The sequence below is a fragment of the Trichocoleus desertorum ATA4-8-CV12 genome (assembly GCA_019358975.1).
GTDB classification, from domain to species: Bacteria; Cyanobacteriota; Cyanobacteriia; order FACHB-46; family FACHB-46; genus Trichocoleus; species Trichocoleus desertorum_A.
The window spans coordinates 121321-147709 of the sequence record JAHHIL010000005.1; the positions used below are offsets into that span (position 1 = coordinate 121321).

Annotated in this window: 25 protein-coding genes; 13 read left to right on the forward strand and 12 right to left on the reverse strand. The window is 49.2% G+C overall.

The genetic code is table 11. The features are described from left to right. The first annotated feature begins 93 nt into the window (after positions 1–93). The 3 genes from KME12_07340 to KME12_07350 all read left to right on the forward strand — a co-directional run bounded on the left by KME12_07340 (position 94) and on the right by KME12_07350 (position 2265). Positions 94–1098 (forward strand): hypothetical protein, encoded by a 1005-nt coding sequence (locus KME12_07340; protein ID MBW4487587.1) that lies wholly within the window; start codon positions 94–96, stop codon positions 1096–1098. Positions 1099–1655: 557 nt separating this feature from the next. After that, on the forward strand, positions 1656–2000 hold the full coding sequence (locus KME12_07345) for a hypothetical protein (GenBank protein MBW4487588.1): 345 nt from the start codon (positions 1656–1658) through the stop codon (positions 1998–2000). A gap of 19 nt (positions 2001–2019) precedes the next feature. Then, positions 2020–2265: a DUF4926 domain-containing protein gene (locus KME12_07350; protein MBW4487589.1), complete on the forward strand. Its 246-nt coding sequence runs from the start codon at positions 2020–2022 to the stop codon at positions 2263–2265. Positions 2266–2315: 50 nt separating this feature from the next. Here KME12_07350 and aat read toward each other — a convergent pair whose 3' ends face one another. Next, positions 2316–2906: a leucyl/phenylalanyl-tRNA--protein transferase gene (aat, locus tag KME12_07355; GenBank protein MBW4487590.1), complete on the reverse strand. Its 591-nt coding sequence runs from the start codon at positions 2904–2906 to the stop codon at positions 2316–2318. Further along, complete coding sequence (map, locus tag KME12_07360) at positions 2881–3639, reverse strand: type I methionyl aminopeptidase (protein ID MBW4487591.1); 759 nt, start codon at positions 3637–3639, stop codon at positions 2881–2883. Before map ends, aat begins: the two co-directional genes overlap by 26 nt. A gap of 187 nt (positions 3640–3826) precedes the next feature. Between map and KME12_07365 the strand changes: the two genes are divergently transcribed. Then, on the forward strand, positions 3827–4156 hold the full coding sequence (locus KME12_07365; GenBank protein MBW4487592.1) for a hypothetical protein: 330 nt from the start codon (positions 3827–3829) through the stop codon (positions 4154–4156). A gap of 85 nt (positions 4157–4241) precedes the next feature. Here KME12_07365 and rpsN read toward each other — a convergent pair whose 3' ends face one another. From rpsN to KME12_07405, 8 genes are all read right to left on the reverse strand, one after another. After that, on the reverse strand, positions 4242–4544 hold the full coding sequence (gene rpsN / locus KME12_07370) for a 30S ribosomal protein S14 (protein ID MBW4487593.1): 303 nt from the start codon (positions 4542–4544) through the stop codon (positions 4242–4244). An 85-nt stretch (positions 4545–4629) separates the two neighbouring features. Next, entirely contained in the window at positions 4630–5337 is a 708-nt protein-coding gene (gene nth / locus KME12_07375) for an endonuclease III (protein MBW4487594.1), read from the reverse strand. Between the two features lie 30 nt (positions 5338–5367). Then, positions 5368–6462 (reverse strand): RIP metalloprotease RseP, encoded by a 1095-nt coding sequence (gene rseP, locus KME12_07380; GenBank protein ID MBW4487595.1) that lies wholly within the window; start codon positions 6460–6462, stop codon positions 5368–5370. A 77-nt stretch (positions 6463–6539) separates the two neighbouring features. Beyond that, complete coding sequence (gene serS / locus KME12_07385; protein ID MBW4487596.1) at positions 6540–7820, reverse strand: serine--tRNA ligase; 1281 nt, start codon at positions 7818–7820, stop codon at positions 6540–6542. 175 nt (positions 7821–7995) lie between these two features. Continuing rightward, positions 7996–10227, reverse strand: a complete 2232-nt coding sequence (locus tag KME12_07390) for a glycoside hydrolase (GenBank protein ID MBW4487597.1) — start codon at positions 10225–10227, stop codon at positions 7996–7998. Positions 10228–10341: 114 nt separating this feature from the next. After that, on the reverse strand, positions 10342–10584 hold the full coding sequence (locus KME12_07395; GenBank protein MBW4487598.1) for a NifU family protein: 243 nt from the start codon (positions 10582–10584) through the stop codon (positions 10342–10344). A 124-nt stretch (positions 10585–10708) separates the two neighbouring features. After that, positions 10709–12610 carry a GAF domain-containing protein gene (locus tag KME12_07400; protein MBW4487599.1) on the reverse strand — a complete coding sequence of 634 codons (1902 nt, stop codon included), beginning with the start codon at positions 12608–12610 and terminating at the stop codon, positions 10709–10711. A 306-nt stretch (positions 12611–12916) separates the two neighbouring features. Continuing rightward, positions 12917–13147, reverse strand: coding sequence for a hypothetical protein (locus KME12_07405; GenBank protein MBW4487600.1), 231 nt, complete (start codon positions 13145–13147; stop codon positions 12917–12919). 501 nt (positions 13148–13648) lie between these two features. Here KME12_07405 and lepA point away from each other — a divergent pair. From lepA to KME12_07420, 3 genes are all read left to right on the forward strand, one after another. Next, positions 13649–15460, forward strand: coding sequence for a translation elongation factor 4 (lepA, locus tag KME12_07410; GenBank protein ID MBW4487601.1), 1812 nt, complete (start codon positions 13649–13651; stop codon positions 15458–15460). Between the two features lie 775 nt (positions 15461–16235). After that, complete coding sequence (locus tag KME12_07415) at positions 16236–17231, forward strand: SDR family oxidoreductase (protein ID MBW4487602.1); 996 nt, start codon at positions 16236–16238, stop codon at positions 17229–17231. Positions 17232–17294: 63 nt separating this feature from the next. Next, positions 17295–18677 carry a UDP-glucose/GDP-mannose dehydrogenase family protein gene (locus KME12_07420; protein ID MBW4487603.1) on the forward strand — a complete coding sequence of 461 codons (1383 nt, stop codon included), beginning with the start codon at positions 17295–17297 and terminating at the stop codon, positions 18675–18677. 164 nt (positions 18678–18841) lie between these two features. Here KME12_07420 and KME12_07425 read toward each other — a convergent pair whose 3' ends face one another. Beyond that, positions 18842–19492 carry an MBL fold metallo-hydrolase gene (locus KME12_07425; GenBank protein MBW4487604.1) on the reverse strand — a complete coding sequence of 217 codons (651 nt, stop codon included), beginning with the start codon at positions 19490–19492 and terminating at the stop codon, positions 18842–18844. A gap of 212 nt (positions 19493–19704) precedes the next feature. Here KME12_07425 and KME12_07430 point away from each other — a divergent pair, with 212 nt between their 5' ends. Next, the gene (locus KME12_07430) at positions 19705–21225 is read left to right on the forward strand and encodes a site-2 protease family protein (GenBank protein ID MBW4487605.1); all 1521 of its coding nucleotides are present in this window, start codon (positions 19705–19707) and stop codon (positions 21223–21225) included. A 50-nt stretch (positions 21226–21275) separates the two neighbouring features. Continuing rightward, the gene (locus KME12_07435) at positions 21276–21866 is read left to right on the forward strand and encodes a hypothetical protein (protein MBW4487606.1); all 591 of its coding nucleotides are present in this window, start codon (positions 21276–21278) and stop codon (positions 21864–21866) included. On the opposite strand, the gene KME12_07440 is transcribed toward KME12_07435, so the two are convergent. Then, a complete protein-coding gene (locus tag KME12_07440; GenBank protein ID MBW4487607.1) occupies positions 21811–22929 on the reverse strand; it encodes a threonine synthase in 1119 nt (372 codons plus the stop codon). The genes KME12_07435 and KME12_07440 overlap by 56 nt on opposite strands. Positions 22930–23115: 186 nt before the next feature. Between KME12_07440 and KME12_07445 the strand changes: the two genes are divergently transcribed. The 4 genes from KME12_07445 (at position 23116) to KME12_07460 (ending at position 26389) form a co-directional block, all read left to right on the forward strand. Next, on the forward strand, positions 23116–23385 hold the full coding sequence (locus tag KME12_07445; protein ID MBW4487608.1) for a hypothetical protein: 270 nt from the start codon (positions 23116–23118) through the stop codon (positions 23383–23385). A gap of 458 nt (positions 23386–23843) precedes the next feature. Continuing rightward, positions 23844–24893 carry a fatty acid desaturase gene (locus KME12_07450; protein ID MBW4487609.1) on the forward strand — a complete coding sequence of 350 codons (1050 nt, stop codon included), beginning with the start codon at positions 23844–23846 and terminating at the stop codon, positions 24891–24893. Positions 24894–25014: 121 nt separating this feature from the next. Then, positions 25015–25806 (forward strand): hypothetical protein, encoded by a 792-nt coding sequence (locus KME12_07455; protein MBW4487610.1) that lies wholly within the window; start codon positions 25015–25017, stop codon positions 25804–25806. 88 nt (positions 25807–25894) lie between these two features. Next, positions 25895–26389, forward strand: coding sequence for a hypothetical protein (locus KME12_07460; protein MBW4487611.1), 495 nt, complete (start codon positions 25895–25897; stop codon positions 26387–26389).

The window sequence follows — 26389 nt, forward strand, 5'->3', positions numbered from 1 at the left end:
TTTCAATCCGCCTTAGAGTACAGTATTGTGAGCAGGGAACCTGGATGACTGCGACTAAAGTTCAGGATTTTTATTTCGACCGCTGAGCGCACAATGGTAGATTCGATTGAAAATATTACTAAGCAAGCCCGCCAAGGCAGTGTGGCCGCTATTATTCAAGTTTTGAATGACAAGCTGGCGGATTCTGGCGTGAGAACTAGAGCCATTTTTGCGGATGGCGTGCTACAGCTTTTGTGCGAAGCTCCTGATGTGGATCAACTGGAGCAATCTACCTTAGTTGAGCGGGTGCGTCAGATTCTAGAGGCGATTTCACCCCGTAATATTCGCCGCGTCAAAATTAACAGCCGCATTGTGCGTGAGCAACAATTGTTGTGGTTAGAGGAAATTAATCGCGACCCAGAAAACCAGGTGCTTTGGTCGCAAGAAATTACCCTGACTCGGCCTAACTTGTTCAAACAGTTCATGGAGGATTTGCAGAGCCAGCAAGCAGATCAATCAAAGTCTGGCATGCCAAAGACTCCATCTCCGCGTCAAGTCCGAGAGCAACGCCAATTTAAGCGTGGTGTGGTGGGTGGCACTGCGGCCAGCTTACTTTTGCTGTTGCTGGCTTGGGGCGTCTACAGTTGGTTCGGTCCCAAGTTGCAAGCAAACAGCCAAGCGAATACAGCAACATCTCCTGATCCTGCCCAATCTCCTGAGCCTATTACGCCTGCGCCTGCTTCTCCCAACTCTACTGCCGCGATCGCCCCTAGCCCGTCTCCAGTTGCCTCAGTTAGTCCTAGCCCCAGTCCTGAAGCTGCTGCGATCGCCCCAACCTCTGCTCCAACTTCTGCTGACCCCTTCGCCGATGCAGTCAGGCTAGCTGAACAAACCGCCAGTGCTGGTAAATCAGCCCAATCCTCCGCCGATTGGTTAGCTCTAGCCGCCAAATGGCAACAAGCCTCCGATCTGATGAGCCAAGTCCCACCTCAAGACAAGCGCTACAGTATCGCCCAAGACCGCACCACCGTTTACCAACGCCACAGCGAAGCCGCCCTACAAGAAGCCAAAAAGAAACAAGGTCAAACTGCTAGCAAAGCTTCGGACCAACAGATTTAGAACGGTAGTTATAGCGGTTCCTAATCTGGTGAGGTACAAGTCACAAGCTGAAATCCTTACCCAGACTGGATATGTGTACCTCATTTCGAGGAGAAACGCTATATGTTGGTGTTAGGAATCTGAATCGCTAAGGTTATTAAATAGTTCTTGGAAGTTAAAGCAACGTATCTCTTAGCCAAGCACAACGTATCTCTTAGCCAAGCACAAGGATAAAACTGATAATGCCTTTGGAGATACACAACTATATTTTGAGAGGGAAACGCCTAGTACAAATCGAAACTCAGCCTAATCATATTGATGGCGTATTAGATGCAATTCAGAATGTACGAAGAAGTTCCAATTTAGATTGGAAAGACATCTATTCAGCCCATTATGAGTATGCAGAGGACAGCACAATTACTTTCTACGAAGGTGAGAGTGCAGAAGCAGGTAATCCAGGTGTTTGGACTTACGTGGTATGCGACTGTGCTGAAGGCAACGAAGAAGTTGTACGCAATGCCAGCATCAATGCCCTAGCGACTTTATCAAAGGTTCAACAAGGGCTTGAAGAGCAGAGGATTAGTGCAGGAGGGTTACTTCCATTCGCTGAGAATGCCATAGTCGATATTCGAAAGCTTCGTGACTATTGTCTTAGCCCAAGTCATGATGAAGGTAAGCACAAATCTAGGCTATTTTCATCAATTTTGGGTATGACTGCTAAAGATGCTGAAGATTTGCGTCAAATTCTTCTCGAAGTCATCAAAAGCCAAGAGGCTCGACTAGGACGACATGATGAGTTTGGGCAACGCTACACTGTAGATTTCCCGCTTCAATGGCAAGATAGAAGTGCAATTGTCCGGAGCGGTTGGATCATCGAACAAAATTCTAAGATTCCTAGATTAACGACCTGCTATCCCTTGTAGCGTCTGAAGGTGATACGAAATGACGACTAATACTTTAATTAAGCTTCTTGATGTGGTGGCACTGACAGTTGATCTTCCTCAGTACAATCTTCGACGCGGGCAGGTTGGCACGGTTGTTGAGGTCTTGGCTAGCGGAGCAGCGTTTGAAATAGAGTTCGGTAATCGTGATGGTCGCACTTATGAGTCTTTAGGTTTGCGTCCAGAGCAAATTATGGTTCTGCATTTCGAGCCAGTGTTTCCAGAACCAGCAGTTGAATGGTTGTAGCATAGGCAGCATGGCAGGTCACTGAACTAGTAAGCAAATCGTATTTCTCATCAGTCTAAGACACACTGGAGTTGGAGTGCTTGGTTGAGTAGGACACGATATTCTTTTTGCTTAATGATGTAGGCTCCAAACCGTTCTAGGTGGGGGTTCATCATTTGGGCATCGAAGAAGACAAATTGGCGCGATCGCAAGCGTTCTACTAGCTTTACCATTGCTACCTTCGAGCCATCGGGGATGTGGAAGAACATCGACTCGCCAATGAACGCGCCACCGATGACGATGCCTAAAATGCCGCCTGCTAAGCGATCGCCTTGCCAAGTTTCAAAACTGTAGGCCCAACCTGCGGCGTAGAGGGCTTGATAGATTTCTTTGAGTTGAGGAGAAATCCAAGTGGTTTCGCGATCGGCACAGCCTTCTACCACTGCGGTAAAGTCACGATTTACAGCAACCGTAAAGCGCTCTTGATTTAGGACTCGTTGGAGCGATCGCGGATAGCGAAACCGTTCATCTAGCGGAATCAGTGTACGTTGGCGGCTAGAGTACCAATCCAATGCGCCCGACTCATCCGCCATTAAAAAATAGCCCTGAGCGTACCCCTGAACAATCGTTGGAACATCAAAGGGTAAGGATTTCGACGCCATCCTCAGTTACAGCTACAGTGTGTTCAAATTGGGCAGAAAGTTTGCGATCTTTGGTGACAGCTGTCCAGTTGTCTTCTAAAACTTCGACTTCCCATGTGCCTTCATTGATCATGGGTTCAATCGTGAACACCATGCCTGTTCGCAGCTTTTTACCTGTGCCCCGCTTGCCATAGTGAGGAATAAACGGTTCGGTATGGAAGACTCGATGCACTCCATGCCCAGTAAAGTCTTGCACGACCGAAAAGCCTTGTGCTTCGGCATATTCCTGAATCGCGGCCCCAATATCTCCGACTCGCGCATCCGGTTTAACTTCAGCAATGCCTCTTCTTAAAGACTCCTCTGTCACTTCAACCAACTTCTTCGCTAGAGGTGACGGCTGACCGACAAAGAAGGTTCTAGAAGTGTCTCCATAAAAACCATCCAAGATGGGCGTGACATCAATGTTGATGATGTCTCCTTCTTTCAAAATCTGCTTGGCGTTGGGGATACCGTGACAAACCACATGGTTGACACTGGTACAAATTGACTTGGGAAAGCCGTGATAACCTAAGGGCGCACTTTTCGCTCCACGCGCTTGAGTCCAGCGCTCTGCTTCGTCATTGATTTCCAAGGTGCTAACGCCGGGTCGCACCATCGGTTCTAGATGACTCAGCAACTCAGCCCCTAAGTGTCCAGCCTGACGCATTTTGTCTATCTCCCGATGTGAGAGTAGCACCAGTGGTTCTTTCCCCATTGTCTTTAATCCCCCTGTTGTCTTAGCCGAGCTGAATGGTTGTTGCAGTTTGTTCAGAGGCTCTAATCCAGTGTTGGGGTAGCGGTATAGTGGTTAGAGAAACTGTCTGTTTTCCTAGAAGCACCCTAGTCGAGCTGAGCTAGCTTCACCCAGACTGCCTTCAAACAGTTGTCACTTTGCTAGGCCAATGGCTGAACCAATTCCCCCCATCACCTTACCTCCTGCCGAAAATCCTCAGCAGGAAGGAGAATGGCTAAAAAATGTTTTGTGTCAGTGGCTTGACCACGAATTTATCCCCGAAGCCATTAATCAGCAGATTGCTGAGCGAGCCACTCAAGTTTTTGTGCGGCAGCGAATGGAAGGCGAAAATGACCTAGGGTCGCTCGTCATTGCCATCGTTACCGAAATGCAAGCATTTGATTTTTCTAAAAGCTTTTACAGTGAATTTGCCGTGGCAAATGCTGTTAGCGACCTGCTCTTAGATAGCTTAGGAATCGATCGCTGCTGCGGTCAATAGAACTAATTGTCGCTGGGTAGATCTTGGATTTTGGATTTTGGATAGAAATTTCTGACTAATCCAAAACCTAAAATCCAAAATCTGTTTACCAGCTGGACTTGACCACTCCGGGTAGTAGACCTTCGTGGGCCATTTCCCGGAATACGTGACGAGACAAACCAAAGTCGCCATAGTAACCTCTAGGACGACCTGTCACCCAGCAGCGATTCCGCAAACGAGTGGGGGCACTGTTACGAGGTAACTGTTGAATTTTGCGATGAATTTCAAGTTTTGCTTGTTGGGAAGTCGCTTGGTCAAACTGTTCTTGTAACTCTTCCCGTTTTTGAGCGTACTTGTCAACCAACTTCTGGCGACGCTTTTCCCGCTCAATCATGCTTTTCTTAGCCATGAATTGCCTAGTTTCTCTCAAATAAAGACAGCATTTTCTATTGTATCTGATTCAACAGACCCTGATCTACCTAATGTTGATTGAATCAAAGTTGTGGGGCTGTGAGTAAGGGCGGTTGCAGAGTGGTTATGTCCACCTTGTTGGGGTCAGCGGAGGGGCAGAGGTCGGCTAGGAGGCAGCGATCGCAAGCAGGGTTACGAGCATTGCAAACCGCCCGCCCATGATAAATGATCCGAATTGACCAATTTTCCCAATCAGGTTGCGGCAGCAACTTAATCAAGTCCCGCTCAATATGAATAGGATCGGTGTGCTTGGTGAGTCCTAAGCGCTGGGTGAGCCGTTTGACATGAGTATCGACCGTGACCCCAACATGAATCCCATAGGCGTGAGCTAAGACAACGTTGGCGGTTTTACGAGCCACGCCAGGAAGTTTCAGCAAGTCTTCCATTAACTTGGGCACTTGACCGTTAAATTCAGTTTGAATTAAATAGCAAGCGGCCCGAATGTTTTTGGCTTTGTTCCGGTAGAATCCAGTCGATCGCACTAGAGTTTCTAGCTCCAATGGGTCAGCCGCCGCTAGCGCCTCAGCATCTGGAAAGCGGCGAAATAATTCTGGAGTGACTTGGTTGACTCGCTCATCGGTACACTGAGCCGAGAGAATCGTCGCTACCAAGAGTTGAACGGGAGTTTCGTAGTTGAGGGTGCAAGGGGCTTCTGGGTAGAGTCGCTTGAGCCGAATCAAAATTTCCAGAGCCCGTTGCTTTTTGGCAGACAGCTTGCGCGTAATACTCATGGAGTCGCAGTATGACAGACTTGTGCTGCTCTAGGGCTGCAATAGCTTTTGAACATCGATTAGGTTAACGGTATCCCGAATAATCAAGAAGATGCCTAAACCTAGCAAGAGCATTAGCCCCGTTTGCATCACCCCATCTTGAATCCTGGTCGGTAGTGGTTTGCCTCGGAGTGCCTCAATCAGCAGAAAGGCTAACTGGCCGCCATCCAAAGCGGGTAGGGGCAGGATGTTGATAATGGCGAGGTTAATACTAATCAGAGCAGCAAATTGGAATAATTTGGCCGCGTCCGAACGAGCAATGTTTGCCCCTAAAGCTACGATCGCCACTGGGCCAGAAACTTGCTCTGCTGTCTCACCAAAGTTGCGAATCAACTGGCCAAAACCTTGCACTGTCAAAACTACGATCCGCTGAAACTCACGTGCACCCGTGCTAAAGGCTTCCACAATATTGCTGGCCCGCCGCCGCTTTACCTCCACGTTTTCAGCCAGTTGCACGCCAATGCGACCTTTGCCTTCTGGGCCAAGATCCGGTGTAACGCTCAGGGATAATGTTTCGTTACCACGTTGCACAGTCAGCGGCAAAGCCTGATCAGGGTGAGTTTGAATTTCTTCCATCAAGATTTGGATGGCTTGCTTAGAAGCACCCAGTTCTCGCTGATTGACACTCAGCACAATGTCTCCAGGTTTAATGCCTGCTTTTGCTGCTGCTGAACTAACTTCTGCGGCAACTTTGGGCACCGCTACTCCCGGTTGGTAGTTAAACTCTGGAGTACCTACTGCTGCGACCTGACCGACCAGCAGGAAGTAGGCAAAAATTAGATTGGCAATCACGCCAGCACTAATCACGATCGCGCGATCGAGTACGGGGCGGTTGCGCAGCAGATTCGGGTCCTCAGGGGGAATTTCGCTCTCCGGATCGTCATCAGGAAAGCCGACAAACCCGCCTAGGGGGAAAGCCCGAATCGCATATTCAGTTTCTGGCCCTTGATATTTCCACAGAACGGGGCCAAACCCTAGGGAAAAGCGATTCACGTGGATGCCTTGAGCCCGCGCTGCGGTGAAGTGACCCAACTCATGGACCACAATCAAGAGTGCTAAGACTGCGATCGCCGCCAAAACTGACATAGATTTAAGACCCGAAAAACGTCTGTTAGATATCTTTACTATTCTAGGATGCCTGAATCGTTGACGCCGACTCCATCTTAGAGAACCTCTCGTCGGAGGTAGGGTTGTAACACTTCGGGTAGACGGACTGTACCGTCCGGTTGCTGGTAATTTTCTAGAACTGCGGCCATCGTCCGTCCGACCGCTAAGCCAGAACCATTCAAGGTATGAACCAGTTGGGTGCCCTTTTGGCCTGCTTCCTTAAAGCGAATATTGCCCCGCCGAGCTTGAAAATCTAAGAAGTTAGAACAGCTAGAGATTTCGCGATATTTCCCCGAAGATGGCAACCAGACTTCTAGGTCGTAGCACTTGGCGGCTCCAAACCCTAAGTCCCCAGTGCAAAGCTCAATCACTCGATAAGGTAGCTTCAGAGCCTGCAAAATCGCCTCGGCATTTTGGACCAGAGCTTGATGTTCTTGCTCAGAGGTGCTGGGATGCACCAGTTTGACCAATTCCACTTTGTTAAATTGGTGCAGACGAATCAAGCCGCGCGTGTCCCGACCATAGCTGCCTGCCTCCCGACGAAAGCAAGGCGTGTAAGCACAGTGATGGATGGGTAATTGCTCCGCCGCTAGAATTTCATCGCGGTAGAGGTTGGTCACGGGAACTTCGGCTGTGGGTGCTAGCCAAAGATCATCTGACTCGCACTTGAAACTCTCTTCAGCAAATTTGGGCAGTTGTCCTGTAGCGGTCAGTGATTCGCTGTTGATCAAGAAAGGCGGAATCACCTCTAGATAACCCGCCTCAGTCTGGCGATCGAGCATGAACTGAATCAAGGCCCGCTCCAATGCCGCTCCAGCACCAATTAAGGTCACAAATCGGCTCTGAGCCACTTTAGTCGATCGCTCGGTATTCAAAATTCCAAGTTTTTCGCCGATTTCCCAGTGGGGCAAAATACCGGGGTTTTGCGGTTTGTACTCATCGCCCCAACGCCGCACTTCTACGTTTTCTTCTTCACTCTGGCCCACGGGGGTAGAATCGCTGGGCAGGTTGGGTAGGGTCAGCAGCAACGCTTCAATCTGAGCTTTCAGTTCTTTTTCCTGAGGCTCTAAATCGCTGAGCTTCACCTTGATTTGGTTGCCTTCTTCCCGCAATTCTTGAATTTCTGGGCCTTTGGGGTCGCTACCCGCCTTAACTTTTTGTCCGACGAGTTTACCAATTTCGTTGCCACGGGCCTGAAGTTGCGATCGCTCCTTCTCAATTTCCCGCTGTTGTTGATCCAATTGCAGAATCGGCTGAATGTCAAAATTGCCTGATCGGCGGTTCAGGCGTTCTTGGACTGCTTGTGGATTTTCCCGGATCTGCTTCAGATCAAGCACAAATCTTCCTCAAAATCTTGATTAATACTTCTGGCAATAGATCAAGATATACCGTTTATCGGGATTCTCGTTAAGTTTTGTAGGACTGACCTAACCCCCAGCCCCTTCCCTACTAGGGAAGGGGAGCGAGATTCAAAGCCCCTCGCCTAGCAGGAGAGGGGTTTGGGGAGAGGTCTTAAGGCACGTCGAACGGAATCAAGGCTTCTTCTGGGACGTAACTGTGGTAGCGGCCTCCATCCGAGAGTACCAACACTACCCGCAGCGACCAGTCTGGTTTGGCGGGTAAGTCGGCCCAAGGCACTGCCAACTCTAAGCACTTGTCGATCCTAACTTGGGCACGGCTAGGACGGGAATGCCATTGGTAATGCTCTCCGGCTTGCTGAAACCAGAGGGATTCAGTCATTAAATTAACGCTGAGATGGTCGTGGAACAAATAATTTAAGGGTGCTTCATCGGGCAAATCCGCGATCGGCGCTGGGCTGTTGTGCATGGTTTGGTTGGTATAGAACCAAAGTAAATTCAGTTCTGGCGATCGCCCAATGCCAGCTTGCATTCCTGCTTGAAAGTCTAGGCGCAGGTAGAAATTTAAGTGATCGACCCCGTACCAAAGCCGCTGCATCGCACTGCTACGGTGCATGGTGCCTCTGGCTCCCCCCACTTCAATCCGACCCGCCTTATCCCAATCTTGTTCATCCCCTTGCCCATCAATTACAGGATGGATAAAGCCTTGGGGACGGTGGTCTCCCTTCGCTTCATGAATCTCAAGCGGACGGTACAAATGAGACGGCACTGGCTCGTTTAACGCCTGGTAAATGGCGCACAAGTGTTCGCGGAAGAGTTGGTCAAAAATGGCGTCTTGGTTGGACGAATGGCCTTCACCAAACCACCAAAACCAATCGGAGCCTTCAGCGGCGTAAAGCGCTTCCCAAGCGGCAGGATTGCTTTCCTCGGTGGCTTCGGGGTGGTTGGCTAGCACTTGGCGAGCTTCGGTGAGCAGATCCCAAGCCCGGTTTTTCGCGGGATCGCCAATCCAGGTGGTGAAGCTGCCGTCTACCCAAGAGCCGCTGTGGAGTTGAGCCGCTGGGATGGTTTCCGTCGGCGGAAACTTCTCGACAAACTCAGAAACTGTAACTAATTTAATATCTTGATCTTGGCTGAGGGTTTGATAGAAAGCTTCTAAGAAGGGCTTACCATCTTGTTGGTAAAACTCCCAGCAGTTTTCGCCGTCCAAGGCGATGGTGACGAGCCAGGGTTTCTCTAGAGCCGTGCTGCCACTCGATTGGCGTTTCTTCAGCGATCGCGCGATCGCCTCCAAGTGCCCCACCAAATCAGCAGCGGCCCGCTTGGGTTCCATCGCCCCGTAAGTAAAGCCGATCAAGTCAGATAGGCGGTGATCCCGAAACACGATCGCCAAGTCACCATTTGGAGTCTCTAAGCGATACGGTCGGTACAAGAGTTCTGGCTCATGGACATTGCCCAGACCATCGCGGTGAAAGAAGTGCTTCAGCGTCCAACCCAAGACGGCTTCATCCGAGCACAACCAATTAAACCCTTGCTTCGCAACATAGGGCAAAATTTCTGGACTCACCGATTGCTCGGAGGGCCAGAGGCCACGGGGAGTTTGTCCAAAGCGATCGAGGTACAAATCCCAAGCTTTCTGTAAATGGCGGGGAATATCCTCGGCCCATTGGAACCGCTGCTCTGGCAATTTCATATTGGGAATTGCCACTCGTCCAGCGTTGGTATCAGCCAGCAGAGGCAGAATCGGGTGAGTGTAGGGCGAAATCGTGACCTCTAGCTGCCCTGTCTCCTGCATTTTGCGGTGTTGCGGAATGATGCGGCTGAGAATTTCCCGTTGTTTGGAGTAAATGCGTTGGCGATCGCCAATGGTAAAGTTGCGGCCCTGCTTCAGCCACTGCTCAATCTCTGGGTCATCCCAAAACAGGGGGTCAATCCAAGCTAAATTGTGCCAAGCTAGCAGGTCACTATAGTCTTGCAAGACCCAGTTTTCTAAACACCATGCCTCCCCTCGTTCTTGGCGCTGACCGTATAACTCGGCATAACGGGGATGTGGATCGATCAAGGTATGGTGGTTGGCATCGAAGAAATGCCCCACAATAAATTCTTTTTGCTCCCGCGTCAGTTGCTCCGTTGGCAACAAAGCAACGGAAAGATAAGGGTCAAATGCCTGTCCCGCCACATAGTCTTCGATTTGCAGGATTAAGGACGGTACTAAATTGACCGTTTGATGCAGCTTGGGGTAGCGCTCCAGCAGGAGCACCAGATCCAGATAATCCTTCGTACCATGCAATCGCACCCAAGGTAGACGGTACTGCCCCGCCACTCGCGACTTGTACAACGGCTGATGCTGATGCCAGATGAAAGCGACGTAGAGAGGATAAGTCATAGGAATTGTGAGGAAGCTCTTACCATAAAAAATAAACAGGGAAAATCCACTCGCTTTCCCTGTTTATTCACTTTATGCACAGTGTAAAAGAACAGTAAAGTCAGTAACGTTTCCTTACATGACTTGTTCAACGTCAGCAATTTCTGGAATAAATTCTCGCAAGCGTCGCTCAATGCCCATACGAAGCGTCATGGTAGAACTGGGGCAAGAGCCACAAGCGCCTTGGAGTCGTAACTTGACTACTGGCCCATCAATATCTACAAGTTCGACGTTGCCGCCATCCGAGATCAAGTAGGGACGCAGTTCATCCAATACTTTTTCCACGTTCTCTGAGGTTAACGCTAGAGTTTCAGCCATAGTTTCCCTTTCGCAGTCTGTCTAATTGCAGCTGTATTGATCTTAGGTTTATCCTAGCGCTACAAAGGTCAAGACCGCACAGAAGCGTCTAGCTCTAGCAGAAAATTGTTGATTGGTGAGTTTATTAGGGTAAGCGCTCTACCAGGAGATCTACGGACTCATTCAAAGGAGTCGTGCTCATAATCGGTTCTTGGAAGAGAGGGACATCAAAGGTGACCGTTGAGCCTAATCCTTCCCCCAAGCTGTAGAAGTTGACGACTCCACCCATTGCTTCGACCAATCGCTGCGAAATGGCGAGCCCTAAACCTGTCCCCCCATATTGGCGGGTGCGGGAACCGTCTACCTGACTAAAGGATTGGAACAATTTGTCTTGTTTGTCGAGAGAAACCCCAATGCCTGTGTCGGCCACCCGAATCTTGACCATTCCGGGCCGTTCATTATTTTGCACCGTAATTTTCTTCTTAACCACTTCAGCGCTGATGGTAATTCCGCCTTCATGGGTGAATTTAATCGCATTTCCCACTAAGTTCAGCATCACTTGCAACAAGCGCTGATAGTTACCTTCCAGAATGATTTGGTCGTAAGTCGGGGGTAGGTTGATTTCAAAATTCAAGTTCTTCTGTTGTGCTTGAATCTGTCTTTGCGAAAAATTTTCAACTGCGGCCAGTAGTTCGTTGAGGTTGACAGGGCTTAACTCTAGCTGCATCTTGCCAGCCTCGATTCTGGCAATGTCGAGGATGTCATTGATCACTTGCATCAAATGAATAGCACAGTGATAAGCTTCTTCGATAAATTCGTGCTGTTCTTCTGGGTCATCGACCATGTCATCCATCACCAGCTTGAGGAAGCCAATCATGCCATTCAGCGGAGTACGGAGTTCATGGGATGTATTGGCCAAGAACTCACTCTTGAGACGCGAGGCTTCTTCCGCTTGCTGGCTGGCTTCTTCTAGCTCACGATGTTTCTGAACTAAATCTTCGTTGACTTTTTGGAGTTGAGTCGCTAAGGCTTGACTGGCCGCAAATAGGGTGGCATGGGCGATCGCGGTTCCCACTTGGTCGGCCAGCTCTCGCACTAGGTCAATTTCAGCCTCACTCCACATCCGGGGGCGATCGCACTGATACAAGCAAATTAAACCATTGGGTTGGTCTTGATAGCAGGTAGCGACCATTAAAATGGATTGCTTTGGCCCCTCTAGAACTTGTGCTGTAGAACAGCTACCCGCGTGACTTGCCTCTTGACCGCTATAAGCGCCATTGAAGATATGCATCGTGTTGGCGCTTTGCTCTAACAGAATTGGCTCTAGCAGAGTCAGCGCTTGCTTAAAGTGGACTTCCTCAGCAATTTTTAGCGTCTGCCCTAGCATGGCGGGAGCGGAGTCCTGGCAAAATTCTGCCACCACTTTCACGGCAGGACTGCCGCCTTCGTAAGGACAGATGATGCAGCGGCTCACGCCTAAGGCTTTGCCTAAACCATTAACCGTTTGCTGCCAAATTGTTTCTAGGTCAAGGGTACGCCGGATATTCCAGGCGATTTGGGTGAGTAATTTTTGATAGCGATCGGAATTAGGGGCTTGATAGGGGGGTGCGTCTGTTTCGACGGTGACTGCCTGATCCCGACCAGAAGTAGAGAGTCGTTTACCCATCACCAAAGCGGTTGTAGCGATGCCGCTGGGCGTGAGGATAGGACTCACAATTAAGTCGAACAATAGGTATTGATCGCCGAAACGAAAGGGATAGGTAAAGCGATCGGGGGTTAAATAGTCTAAAACTCGTCGCACCCGCCCCAAATAGGGATTAAGTGCTGCTGGCCCAAACCCTTCTCCTAGGCTATGACCTACCAGTTGCTCTGGTGCAAGCCCAAAGTGCTCAGCTTCCTGCCAATAAAACGAAAGGTATTCCCCGGTAACTGTCTGGGTAAATACCAACTCAGACCCTAGTCCCTGCAAGTATTCAGGGTTATCAGTAGCAGGTACTAATTCTGTTAGTTCCGTTAATGAAAATTTAGAGTCGGCGGAAGAGGTCATTAGTATAGGATGCGAAACTGCGAAGGGTGCGGATAGGGAAGCACTTCTGGAGGCTTAATGACTAAGCTTAGTGAGGCTTCGCGATCGCGTAGAAGTCCTTAGGACAAGGTAGATGCCACCAGCAGATGTCGAGAACCCCAAAAAACTGTTCGCTACACGGTAGAAATAACAACCACTACGAGTACAGAAAATTGCTGGTATGACTGACATATACACTGATATATACGCAGTTATCCCAATTCAACCGTTCAATTAACTTCAATTAAGCTTTAAGCTTTGATGTAACACGTTTCTTTTGGTTATAGATCAATCATTCCATTCGCCTCTAGGCGGCACCGGAGGATTTCTAGGCAGTGTTCGAGACAGCTCTTGGTCTGAGGAAGATTCTCCCCTCAACCATTGACGCACTGCTGTCTCAATCACCTTGCTGGGCTCATTGGTGAGATGCTGGATTTGATCAAGCAATTCTGGGTCTAAATGAATTGCAATCTCAACCTTATCTGACGATCGGGGGGAAGGACTAGCCTGCTCACTCATAGTGTAATGACAGAGATCTTCAGTGGATCAAGGGCGAGGAGATCTGAAAAGATGGCGACTCTAAGTACTTTCGCCTACCAGGAACACTCAAAACGTTTTTTGAAGGATCAAAAACCCATCTGAGTCATAAAAAGTTTTAGAGACACGGATTGAGTTCCCTACGTGCATTGTACATGCTGCCCTCTAATCCCGTGGAATATCTGCATCAAGCCCAATCTCAGCCCAATCTCAGCCCAGTGCCCTAGCTGCACTCGGAGTTGGGTTGAGCGAATCTAGCCTGTAAGATGGGCTGTGCCTGTGGTTGCTGTTTGAGCTAGCTAATTGAGCCTAGAATCCTCGCTCTTTCAGGACGGGGAGTATGTCAAAATGCATTAAAGAGCTCTACTAAATTCACTCCTCGACTGGCCCTATCCCAAGGCCAACTGAAGCGCTTAAGTCGTTTTCTGAGTTATTTTATCCTGCCTGTTATCTTCCATCCTGCCTGTTAATTGAGCCAGCTATATGACCGACGTGCCTGTTTCTCGCATTCGTAATTTTTCGATCATTGCCCATATTGACCACGGAAAATCTACCCTCGCGGATCGCCTGCTACAAACAACTGGCACTGTTAGTGATCGGGATATGAAGGCCCAGTTTCTCGACAACATGGATCTAGAGCGCGAGCGGGGAATTACCATTAAGCTCCAGGCAGCGCGGATGAACTACAAAGCCCGTGATGGTGAGCAGTACGTCCTTAACTTGATTGATACGCCGGGGCACGTAGATTTCTCTTACGAGGTGTCGCGATCGCTCGCCGCTTGTGAAGGCGCGTTGTTGGTGGTGGATGCCTCCCAGGGGGTCGAAGCGCAAACCCTAGCCAACGTCTACTTAGCTTTAGAACATAATCTAGAAATTATTCCAGTCCTAAACAAAATTGATTTGCCGGGTGCCGACCCTGAGCGCGTCAAGCAGGAAATTGAAGAGGTTGTAGGGCTCGACTGTAGCGGGGCGATTTTGGCGTCGGCTAAAGAAGGTCTGGGCATTGATGAAATTTTGGAGTCGATCGTACATTTGGTGCCACCGCCGAAAGACACCATTAACGATCGCTTGAGAGCTTTGATTTTTGATAGTTATTACGATAGCTATCGAGGTGTGGTCGTTTATTTCCGGGTCATGGATGGCACGGTGAAAAAAGGCGATCGCATTCGGCTGATGGCCTCCAAAAAAGAGTACCAAATCGACGAACTAGGCGTACTGTCTCCTACGCAAGTCCAAGTGGATGAACTGCATGCTGGAGAAGTAGGTTACCTGGCAGCGGCAATCAAAGCGGTCGAAGATGCGCGGGTAGGTGACACGATTACTCAAGCCAATGCCTCGGCAACGGAGCCTCTCCCTGGCTACACAGAAGCTAAGCCGATGGTGTTTTGTGGCATGTTTCCGGTAGACGCAGACCAGTACGAAGATTTGCGGGAAGCGCTAGAAAAACTCAAGCTCAATGACGCGGCGCTTTATTATGAGCCAGAAACCTCTAGTGCGATGGGCTTTGGGTTTCGTTGTGGCTTCCTCGGCTTGTTGCATATGGAAATCGTGCAAGAGCGCTTGGAACGGGAATACAACCTGAACTTGATTATTACGGCTCCCTCGGTGATCTACCGAGTCACGACCATTAAAGGTGAAGTGACTTTAGTGGATAATCCCAGCCGTTTACCGGGTCCGCAAGAGCGCGAAAAAATTGAGGAGCCTTACGTCCAAGTAGATATGATTACGCCGGAAGAGTACGTGGGTACCCTGATGGAGTTGAGTCAGACGCGACGCGGGGTATTCAAAGATATGAAATACCTGACTAAAGGCCGTACAACGCTGATTTATGAATTGCCTTTGGCCGAGGTGGTGACCGACTTCTTTGATCAGATGAAGTCGCGATCGCGCGGTTATGCCAGCATGGAATACCACCTAATTGAATATCAAGAAAATCCGCTGGTGCGCCTAGACATCATGATTAACGGCGATCCAGTAGACTCATTAGCCACGATTGTCCACCGTGACAAAGCTTATGGAGTTGGGCGGGTGTTGGTAGAAAAGCTTAAAGAGCTGATCCCTCGCCATCAGTTCAAGATTCCTTTACAGGCGGCCATTGGTTCAAAAGTCATTGCGAGTGAAAGCATCCCTGCATTACGCAAGGACGTATTGGCTAAATGCTACGGCGGTGACATTAGCCGGAAGAAGAAACTCCTGCAAAAGCAAGCCAAGGGTAAAAAGCGCATGAAGGCTATCGGTACTGTAGATGTACCCCAAGAAGCGTTTATGGCTGTCCTGCGCCTCGACCAGCCCTAACTCGGCTTGCTCTCTTGCTAACTGCTCTCTTGCTAAGTTGAGGAGCTTAAAACCAACTCAAGGCTTGTCGCGCTCTGGCTCAAAAGTACCCTGTGGGAAAACTGGCAAGCTAGAGCGCCTCTTTTTGTGCAGCCAGTCATAGCTCAAGATGCCAGTAACAGCGATCGCGAACTTTGATTAGGATTAACTAGTATTAATTGGTATCAAAACTAGCTAGTGGTTGATTTGGTTCGGTGAGGTTAACTTATCTTGAGCTTAGCCTGAAGTTAGAACTAGATTTGCTTTCAACCCTGATTGTGTGAATGTAACTTTGCTGATTCAGTATTGTTGATTTTCACGATTTAGTATCAAACTTAGCTCAAAAGTTTTGAGTTGTTTCGTGCCTGATCGGGCTGACTGCTAGAACTATGAAAACAGCTGCGATCGCCCTCTGCCGTTAATTTCCAAGGTGCTAGGGTAATTCATTTAGTGAAAGTCAGTTTTAGCCTAGGCTAATTTTCATCATTGCAGCATTGCTATTAAGTTTTGGTGAATTCTACAGTTTTGGTTCTGACTTCGCCGAGAATTTCTGTTAATTTTCTAGACAAATCAGTGCAAATACGACGGAGTTAGACAAGACAAAAATCTCAGGTTACTTTAGAAGGCCGCTCTTACCCTAAAGACTGGCTAAACATTCTAGAAACCCTAAATCGTCCTTCATTGTCTGTTTTCCAGTTGACTCAAGATTGGGTTGTAATATAAGTCAGCTCTTTTCAAATATCTGTAGCTCTAGATTATGAGAATTTTAGTCACCGGTGGTGCTGGATTTATCGGTTCACATCTGATAGATCGATTGATGACGGAAGGACACGAAGTTCTTTGCATCGATAACTTCTATACCGGACATAAACGGAATCTGTTGAAATGGCTAAATCACCCTTATTTCGAGTTGATTCGCCATGACATCACCGAACCTATCTCCCTAGAAGTAGACCAGATCTATCACCTAGCCTGTCCAGCCTCGCCAGTGCACTATCAGTACAACCCAGTCAAAACCATCAAAACCAATGTGATGGGTACTCTGAATATGCTGGGTTTGGCTAAACGAGTCAAAGCGAGATTCTTCCTCGCTTCTACTTCGGAGGTCTATGGTGATCCAGAGCAGCATCCTCAAACTGAGGAATACCGGGGGAATGTCAACCCGATTGGTATTCGTAGCTGCTATGACGAAGGTAAGCGAGTCGCAGAAACTCTGGCTTTTGATTACCATCGCCAAAATGATGTTGAAATTCGCGTGGCTCGAATCTTCAATACCTACGGCCCCAGAATGCTGGAAAACGACGGTCGGGTTGTGAGCAATCTTGTCGTCCAAGCTTTGCGAGGCAATCCCCTAACTGTCTATGGAGATGGCTCTCAGACCCGAAGCTTTTGCTACGTCTCAGATTTAGTGGATGGGTTTATTCGTTTAATGAACGGTGAGCATACTGGTCCCGTTAATTTGGGGAACCCTGATGAGTACACCATCTTGCAGTTGGCTCAGGCCGTGCAACAAATGGTGGCTCCAGATGTCGCGATTCGGTATGAACCATTACCTCAGGACGATCCTCGTCGTCGTAAGCCTGATATCACTAAAGCTAAAACTTGGCTGGGATGGCAGCCTACCGTTCCCTTGCAGGATGGCTTGCGGTTAACTGTGGAAGATTTTCGGACTCGGATTACCAGTCCAAACCCGGATAGTAATCCGTCCGTCGATGATGTAACTGGTTCTCCTGCCATGTTGAAGACGTTCTAGAGCGTTCCCTGCCTCGTTCCGATTTCCTGACCTTTCATTTGCCCCTTTTCGAGGACTCACCCTATGCGCGTTTGTGTCATTGGTACTGGATACGTTGGCCTAGTAACTGGAGTCTGCTTGGCTCACATTGGACATGATGTGATCTGCGTTGACAACAACGAAGAGAAAGTCAAACTGATGCAGGCTGGTCAATCTCCCATTTTTGAACCAGGGCTGTCAGACTTGATGCAGTCTTCGATTCAGCGTGGAAAGATTCAATTCACCACTGACTTGGATGCGGGTGTTACCCACGGAGAAATCCTCTTCATTGCCGTGGGTACGCCACCGTTGCCTACTGGTGAAAGTGACACTCGCTATGTGGAAGCAGTGGCTCGTGGTATTGGTAGCCATCTCAACGGCGGTTATAAGGTGATTGTGAATAAGTCCACCGTACCCATCGGTTCAGGTGACTGGGTCAGAATGATCGTACTGGATGGCATTGCTGAGCGTCAGAAAGCTTTGGTGGGAGCTGGCGGTGCTGTGACTGAGGAAAGCCTCGGGGCTCAGTTTGATGTGGTCAGCAACCCTGAATTCTTGCGCGAAGGTTCGGCTGTGTACGATACCTTCAATCCCGATCGCATTGTCTTGGGCAGCAACAGCTCTAAGGCGATCGCGATGATGCAGGAGCTCTACACCCCCATTACAGAGCGTCAATTTGCTGAAGACAAGTCTTTGCCCCCAGTGCCAGTGGTTGCTACAGACATCAGCTCGGCAGAGATGGTGAAGTATGCCTCTAACGCTTTTCTAGCTACCAAAATTAGCTTTATCAACGAAGTTGCAAATATTTGCGATCGCGTTGGTGCAGATGTGGTGCAAGTGGCGAAAGGCATTGGTCTGGACTCCCGGATTGGTAGCAAGTTCTTGCAAGCTGGGATTGGCTGGGGTGGTTCCTGCTTCCCCAAAGATGTCTCAGCGCTGATTCATACTGCTGATGACTATGGCTACGAAGCTCACTTGCTCAAGGCTGCGGTTAGCGTCAACCAGCGCCAACGCTTGATTGCCCTGGAAAAATTGCAACAAGTGCTCAAAATTTTGAAGGGCAAAACGGTTGGTTTGTTGGGTCTGACATTCAAGCCCGATACCGACGATATGCGGGATGCGCCTGCTCTAGACTTGATTGAGCACCTAACTCGCTTGGGTACCAAAGTGAAGGCTTACGACCCGATTGTTTCCCAAACTGGTTTGCGTCATGGTCTGTCTAACGTGCTAGTGGAGACTGATCCTGAGCGCTTGGCAGATGGTTGTGATGCGTTGGTGTTGGTGACCGACTGGCAACAGTTCCGCACGCTCGACTATGCCAAGATGGCGAAGTTGATGAACAACCCAGTCATGATTGACGGTCGTAACTTCTTAGAAGAAGAAATCTTGGAGCGGGCTGGTTTCCGCTACCTGGGCGTGGGTAGATAGACTCGCAAAGGAAGCTGGGTCTGATTTAGACTGACGAATTCTCAGAAATTGACAACGCTCTAGGATTTGCACCCTTTCCACTGATTTCCACAGGGAGGGGTGCATTTTTTATGGATTTTTGTGAGGCGATCGCTAGCAGTCAAACTCTAAAACTTAAGTTTGGCTTAAAGCAGGGGCTTGGCTTGAGCGTAAGCAGCCAAATCTAGACAGGCTAAGCGATCATAAGCTTGAGCAATGGCGCGATCGCCTCGCAAAAAACCCGTGTTGGCTCCCGGACAGATAAAATTGAGGGTTTGGGGCGTAAATTGCTCCAGCAGTTGTTGAATGCTCCGCAATTGACGGGGCCAATGGAAAGTTTTGGCAATCCGTAACGGGACAGGTTCCCCTTGAGCGCTAGGAATTAAGTGCCGCCCAGAGAACAGCACCCCACCATAGGCTGGATGGTAAAAGCAGGCAGAGCCGGGAGAGTGGCCCGGTGTCCAAAGAGCTTGAGCCTCTGAATAAAACGTAAAAGTTTCATGAAACTGAGTTGGATTTAAGCCTGGCAGCAAATAGGCTTCTTGTTCTTGAACTACAATTTCGCATCCCAAAGCAGCCTGGATTTCGCTCGCATGCTTGCTGATGCCACCTCGATGCGTGATAAACAGCCAGCGGACGCCACCTTGAGCTTGTAAGAACAATAAATTGGCTTCATTCCAAGCGGGGCAATCGATCAGGATATTGGCATCATTTCCTACAATAAAATAAGCAGTACCGCCCAAAGTATCTCGGTTGGGGGGGAAGGCATACAGGGTGTAAGGAGGCTGTCCATCCAAGACAACCCGAGGCTGCTTCGATAGGGAGCTTTGTGGCTCTGGCATAGTCGTGGTTGAGCTTTTGTGGTAGTTCTTGTAAATTTTGCAGTTCTTGTAAATTGAGAATACGCTGACAACAGGTCGCGAGACATGTCTACCAGGCTGGTGATAATGTTGCTAACTGGTCGTGGAACTGTTCAAGACATCTCTAAAGACCAATTGAGATTAATAGCATGACTTTTTGGTTGCTCTCACTCGTATTCTTGCTTGGCTTCATCACCTACTTGGTTGTGCAGCGCAATGTCGCTAGCATTACCCGGACACCCGTCTGGATTTTGTGGCTAGTGATGATGACTCCTGCTCTGATTTGGAGCACCTGGACACTGGTTTACGGTGAGAATAATCCGCCACCGCCAATTTTAGTGATCGGGCCTTTTGTCACTTGTACCCTCTTGTATTGGTTGCTCATTCGCCTAGGGCGCATTCCTAATTCATCTTCTAGCAATGCCTCTGAGACGACTAGCCAACCTGGATTGGGGGAAACAAAGCATTCCTTAGTGGCTGACAAAACAGTTGTTGAAACCCAAACAGTGGTCAAGCCGATCAATAAAGAGGAAGAAGCAAGTTTGCAAAGCTGCTTTCCTTGGTCAGTCTACTATGTTCAGAACATTGAGTACCGTCCTCAAGCAGTGATTTGTCGTGGTCAGTTGCGCACCACACCCGACGCAGCTTATCAGACGATTCGGGACAATATTGAAGCTCAATTTGGCGATCGCTTCTTGGTGATGCTGCAAGAAGGAGCAAACGGCAAGCCCTTCTTTGCTCTAGTGCCAAATCCCCAAAGTCAGCAAGCCGATCAATCTAAGCAAGAGCCTTTAATTCGACCTGGATTGGCGTTGGGGTTACTGGTCGCTACTCTGTTCACGACCACCCTAGCGGGAATTGAAATTGCTGGAGTTTCTGTAACTTCGCTCTCCCAATTGTTTGCAGAACCGCAATTATTTGCGGCAGGGTTGCCCTACGCCTTGGCTTTACTGACAATTTTGGGGATTCATGAGTCGGGCCATTATTTGACCGCTCGCTTCTATAAAGTGCGGGCGACGCTACCCTATTTCATTCCAATTCCCTTCTTCTTGGGCACGTTTGGCGCGTTCATTCAAATTCGATCGCCCATTCCCAATCGCAAAGCCTTGTTTGATTTGGGCATTTCTGGTCCTATGACTGGGTTGATTATCACCCTGCCTATCTTGATTTGGGGACTGATGCACTCTACAACTGTGCCTGCAACGGAGCAACTTGGCCTCAACTTTAATGCGTTGAATCCTAGTACCTCATTTTTGCTCGCACTTTTAAGCAAATTGGCTTTGGGTGCTGCCTTAACTTCTGAAACTGCTATTAAGCTGCATCCTGTAGCGATCGCAGGCTGCTTGGGCTTAATTGTGACAGCGCTTAACTTAATGCCTGTGGGACAGCTTGATGGCGGTCATGTGGTGCATGCTATGTTTGGGCAACGTACCGGAGCCCTGATTGGGCAAGTGACGCGGCTATTGGTGCTAGGACTGTCTCTAGTGCAACCGGATTTCTTTCTCTGGGCAGTGCTGCTATTTTTTATGCCAGTGGTGGATGGCCCCGCACTCAACGACGTGAGTGAACTCGACAATCGGCGAGATTTGCTGGGATTGTTCACTTTGGGCTTGCTGTTGATTATTATTTTGCCTGCCCCCAGGATTGTGACTCAAATCCTAGGTTTTTAGGACATACTGCTGGGAGCCTGACTTGATGGAATCAGGAAGGAACGTGGCCGATGACTCAAGATGTTAGACAGTGGCTATCTGAAATTAAGGCACTGCAACAACAATTAGCTGAAGTAGAACGAGAACGAGACGCGGCTTATACCAGTGCGACTAACTGGCGTCGGCTCTACGAAACAGAAGCTCAACAGCGGCGCACCGAGGCGAACCTGGCTCAACAGGCGATCGCAGATTTGCAAATTGAAATTCAGCAGTTGCGAGGTGGCATTGTTCTGGAAGTGGACTCGTCCCGCTCGGCTACAGAAATTGCTCAAGTCATCGACCAGATCCAATCTCCAGCTGAGCTGCGTGAAAAACTGGTGCAGCTCCTACAGGAACAAGGGCGGCTACAAAGTGAGGTGGAGCAATTAATCCAGGCGTTACAACTAGAGCAGGCTAATCATGCTCAAACTCGTAAGAGCTTAACCACTGCCTTGGGCGATACCATTGACCTGCTCACTAAAGAGAGAGCCATTCAGCAAATAGACAAAAGCGCCAGCAGTATCACGAATGCTGGCGCTTCGACAATGGCTGAAAGTGGAGAGGCCGCTAGAAACCCATCGCTTGAGCTACCGCCGCTAAATCAGGCGCAATTCCCTGTTTAAATTGATTGGTGCTGTGTTTAATGGCTGAATCTGGATCTTTTAAGCCATTGCCTGTGAGGACACAAACGACCGTGGCTCCGGTAGGAATTTGATCCTTGACCTTCAACATGCCTGCTACCGATGCGGCACTGGCAGGTTCACAGAAAACTCCTTCTTGGGAAGCGAGTAAACGATAAGCTTCTAGAATTTCGTCATCGGTGACTGGGTTGAAAGCACCTTGGCTGGCATCTTTGACCGCGATCGCTTTTTCCCAGTTAGCTGGATTGCCAATCCGGATGGCGGTTGCTAGGGTTTCGGGATGCTGAATCGGAATGCCGGAGATCAAAGGGGCAGCACCTGCGGCTTGGAAACCCATCATGCGGGGTAGGCGATCGCAACGACCCTCTTGGTGATACTGGCAAAAGCCCATCCAGTAAGCGGAGATATTACCCGCATTTCCGACTGGGATGCAGAGCCAGTCGGGGGCGTTACCTAAGACATCCACAATTTCAAAGGCAGCAGTTTTCTGTCCTTCTAAGCGATAAGGGTTAACCGAGTTCACCAAAGTCACAGGGTGAGTTTCGGCCATTTCCCGCACAATTTCTAAGGCTCGGTCAAAGTTGCCCTGAATTGCTAGCACCTCAGCGCCATACAGCAAAGCTTGAGCTAATTTGCCCAAAGCCACATAACCCTCTGGAATCAACACAAAGGCCCGCATTCCACCCCGACGGGCGTAGGCGGCGGCAGCAGCGGAAGTATTGCCCGTACTGGCACAAATGACAGCTTGTGCCCCTGCTTCCTTGGCTTTGGAAATTGCCAAAGTCATACCGCGATCTTTGAAACTTCCGGTGGGGTTAAGACCGTCATATTTTACGAACACACGCACCTGTCTACCAATCTGCTCTGCGATCGCAGGGACAGGGATGAGGGGAGTATTGCCCTCATGTAGCGTTACCACAGGGGTTTGGTCGGTAACGGGTAGATAGGGTCGGTAGGCTTCAATCAGACCCGGCCAACTTACGGCCTTTGGTGCAGATCCAACAGAGGAATTAGCGGAGGACAGGCTTAGAGTCACAGTGGTCAGCTATGTGGGTTCCAAAAAAATTGAAGTAAACCTTAGTGTATCGCGATCGGCAAACTTCTCTAAACTTTCAGTGTGCCCGCCTGAGCTTGGGCCTGAACTTGTAAGGGCCAAACTCAAATATCGATACATTCCTTCACCTTAGCTCATTAATCCAGTAAAATAATCAAATGGTGTGAGTAAGCAAAAATGACTAGTCAACTACTGATCTCGACAAGTGCATCCAACTCATCAAGTGCTCCTAGCCGTCTAGAACCCGGTGAACCTGCCAGTAGTAACCCAGCCGTCTCGGAAGCCAGAAATCGTTTAATGGAATCAATGAAAAAATCTGCTTACCAGGTTGACCACCAAGTTAGAGTTCTGACCTTGCAAGCAGAGGCAGACGCTTTACTTCAACAATTACAAGTTTTAAAGCAACAACGTTTGACCCCAGAACTGGCCTCAGCCCAACATTCCTAAAGGGTAGTTACAGCGCCCTCTCGTCCTTTAGCCCCTGCTTTCAAGGTTGGGAGCAGGGACATTAACTCATTAACTTTAGATCTCCTCAGTTCAGTCAGTGGTGACAGATGAGCTGACTTGGCCCTGCGATCGCTACGAGCTGTAGTGTACGAACTGTAGTGAATGAGGCTCAATGAGGTGAGGAGCTGCTGCGGGCTTGCCGATGGTTCATTATGAGAAATTGAACCATTATCTGTAAAAAACTTAATATTTGAATTCGATCTTGTGGTACAAAGGACTGGTTACTGAGGCTTGTAGCTAGAGTCCCACTCTAGTTTGCAGCACTCATTTCTGCTGCCAAGTTTTTCTATACATCAATCGACGCAACTACTTAAAAAACATAACCTGCTACCTTGCATTAGCAGGTTTTTAAGTGTGAACCCAGATATCACTGTTCACTGGAGAAAGCTCGTTTCTTTATGACTGTATCGACAGTAAAGCCTGAGAATTTAGAGTTTGATGCACCTGCTTCAGCTCTACGTCTAAAAGATATTTTGAAGACCTTACCGAAAGAATGTTTTCAAAAAAATAGCCGCAAGGCGTGGTCTGCTGCCTTATTCAGCGTCGCTATCGTGGCTCTAGGTTATTGGGGTTTAGCGGTTGCCCCTTGGTTTCTCTTACCTGTGCTCTGGATTTTCACCGGGACAGCGCTAACTGGTTTTTTTGTGATTGGGCACGACTGCGGCCATCGCTCTTTTGCCAAACGGCGCTGGGTAAATGATTTGGTGGGTCACTTGTTCATGATGCCGCTGATTTATCCCTTCCACAGCTGGCGCATTCTCCATAACTTCCACCACACCCATACCAACAAGCTAGATATCGATAACGCTTGGCAACCCTTCCAGCCAGAGTACTACGATAGCTTGCCACGCTCGCTTCAAAAAGGCTATGAGGGGCTGCGGGGCCGTTTCTGGTGGGTGGCTTCAATCGTGCATTGGGCAGGTATACACTTCACTCTGGCAGAGTTTCAACCTAAGGATCACCGCAAAGTTAAGTTGTCTGTGACGGTTGTGTTGCTTTTTGCCGCGATCGCCTTTCCGACCCTAATTGCGACAACTGGAATTTGGGGCTTTGTCAAGTTTTGGCTGATGCCTTGGTTGGTCTACCATTTTTGGATGAGCACTTTCACGCTCGTGCATCATACTGCGCCAGATATTGCGTTTTATCCCGAAGACCAATGGAATGCGGCTGATTCTCAGCTTTCTGGCACGGTGCACTGCAATTACCCCGGTTGGGTGGAGTTTCTCTGCCATGACATTAATGTGCATGTGCCGCACCATATTTCCACCGCGATTCCGTCCTACAACTTACGGATGGCTTATCGGAGTTTGCAGCAAAACTGGGGCGATCACTTGTACCAGGAGTGCAACTTTTCTTGGGCATTGATGAAAGAGATTACGAATCGGTGCCACTTGTATCACCCTGAGACTTGCTACCACTCGTTTACCGACTATCGCCAAGGTCAATAGTCATCGTTGTTCTGCTGAAATTTACGTTTTTTTATCTAACGGGAGCTTCAGCCGTTAGAATTAAGGCTATTCTGTGTAATCAGATTGCATAGATTTCAGCAATGTTGGTGAAGGAGTGGGCATGAACAAATTGCAGCAACTGGTAAGTTTCACGGCCACGGCTCTAGTCTTAGTCGGTTGTGCTGGGGGCGATCGCACGGTTCAGCAAAATCCCACTCCTGCTTCTCCATCGGTTGCTAGTTCTACTCAACCCGCTACCCCTCAGCCGATCGCCCAACAGAATTTTTCTAAACCTGTGGTGCCCCCCGTTCCTGTGACGAGAACGGTACATGTTCCAGGCTTAGTGCAACCTACCAATGCAACTGCGCGGTTGCCGCAAATCGCTTCAGGTCGTCGTGACCCCTTTGCTGCTGTCGTCGCTTCGCCAGTGGTTGTACCGGGTACTGCTAATTCCAATAGTGCTAGCAGACCTGTGCCCCAAGTTGCCCCAGTGCCTAGAGTAGTGACAGCCGCCGCACCTCAGCCAGCTCCAAGCCAGCCAGCTCCCGCTCCAGTTATTGCGGCGGCTCCTCTACCACAATTGCAGCCTACTTCCTCTGATTTCACAACCATTCCCTTACCGCCGCCGCCCCCATTCTCTGCTGTGGCTCCCGTATCCCCTACCAGCGTGACCGATACAATAGAAGTCACAGGGGTGGTGCAAGTTGGACAGAAGGTGAGCGCTATTATCAAAGTGCCACAAGAGTCTACTGGCCGCTATGTCAGTGAAGGTGAGTACTTGGCGGGTGGCATTTTAGTTAAGCGAATTGAGCTGGGCACCCGTGAGCAACCCATTGTGGTGCTAGAGCAAAACGGAGTTGAAATTGTCAAAGCTGTGGGTAGTGCGGGCAATACGGTTGCTCGTGCGTTCTAAGCGCCTAGGCGGAGACTATACCTAATTCTGATGTCTAGAATGGGGAGGAGCTTTGCTTGAACCCAGTCTCTAGGTAGGTGTGCGTGCTATGAAGCGATCGCCTCAGTCAACTCTTTCCCGAAATTTGAACTATCAAGAGGTTTATACCTGCCCTATCTGCCGTCATGGTGAGATTGCCGGGATGACCTTGATGGATGCGTTTGCTTGTAACTTTTGCCGCCATATCTTCACGGCTAACCTGCTTGAACAATCGGTTCATGTGGTGGATAACTCCCATCCCTTAGCTTGGCGCTGGAACGGGCAAACTTGGCGAACGATGCATCAGGGAAATGCTGACCAAACTATCCTAATTTGGTTGATTGGGCTGATTTTGGTGGTCTTTCCATCCGCTTTAGTGGGGCTGGCTTCTTATATGTTTCCACCCCTTGAGGATAGCCCCACCAGTTCTGTCCCTTTCTTGTGGACTGGCTTGACCTTCTCGGTGCACTTCATTCTGGTAGCTTGGTTAGTCGCTGAGCATCACCAATTTCCCCTATACGTAGCTTGCAAGGTGCGATTGCAAGGACTTACTAATCGCTCCTAG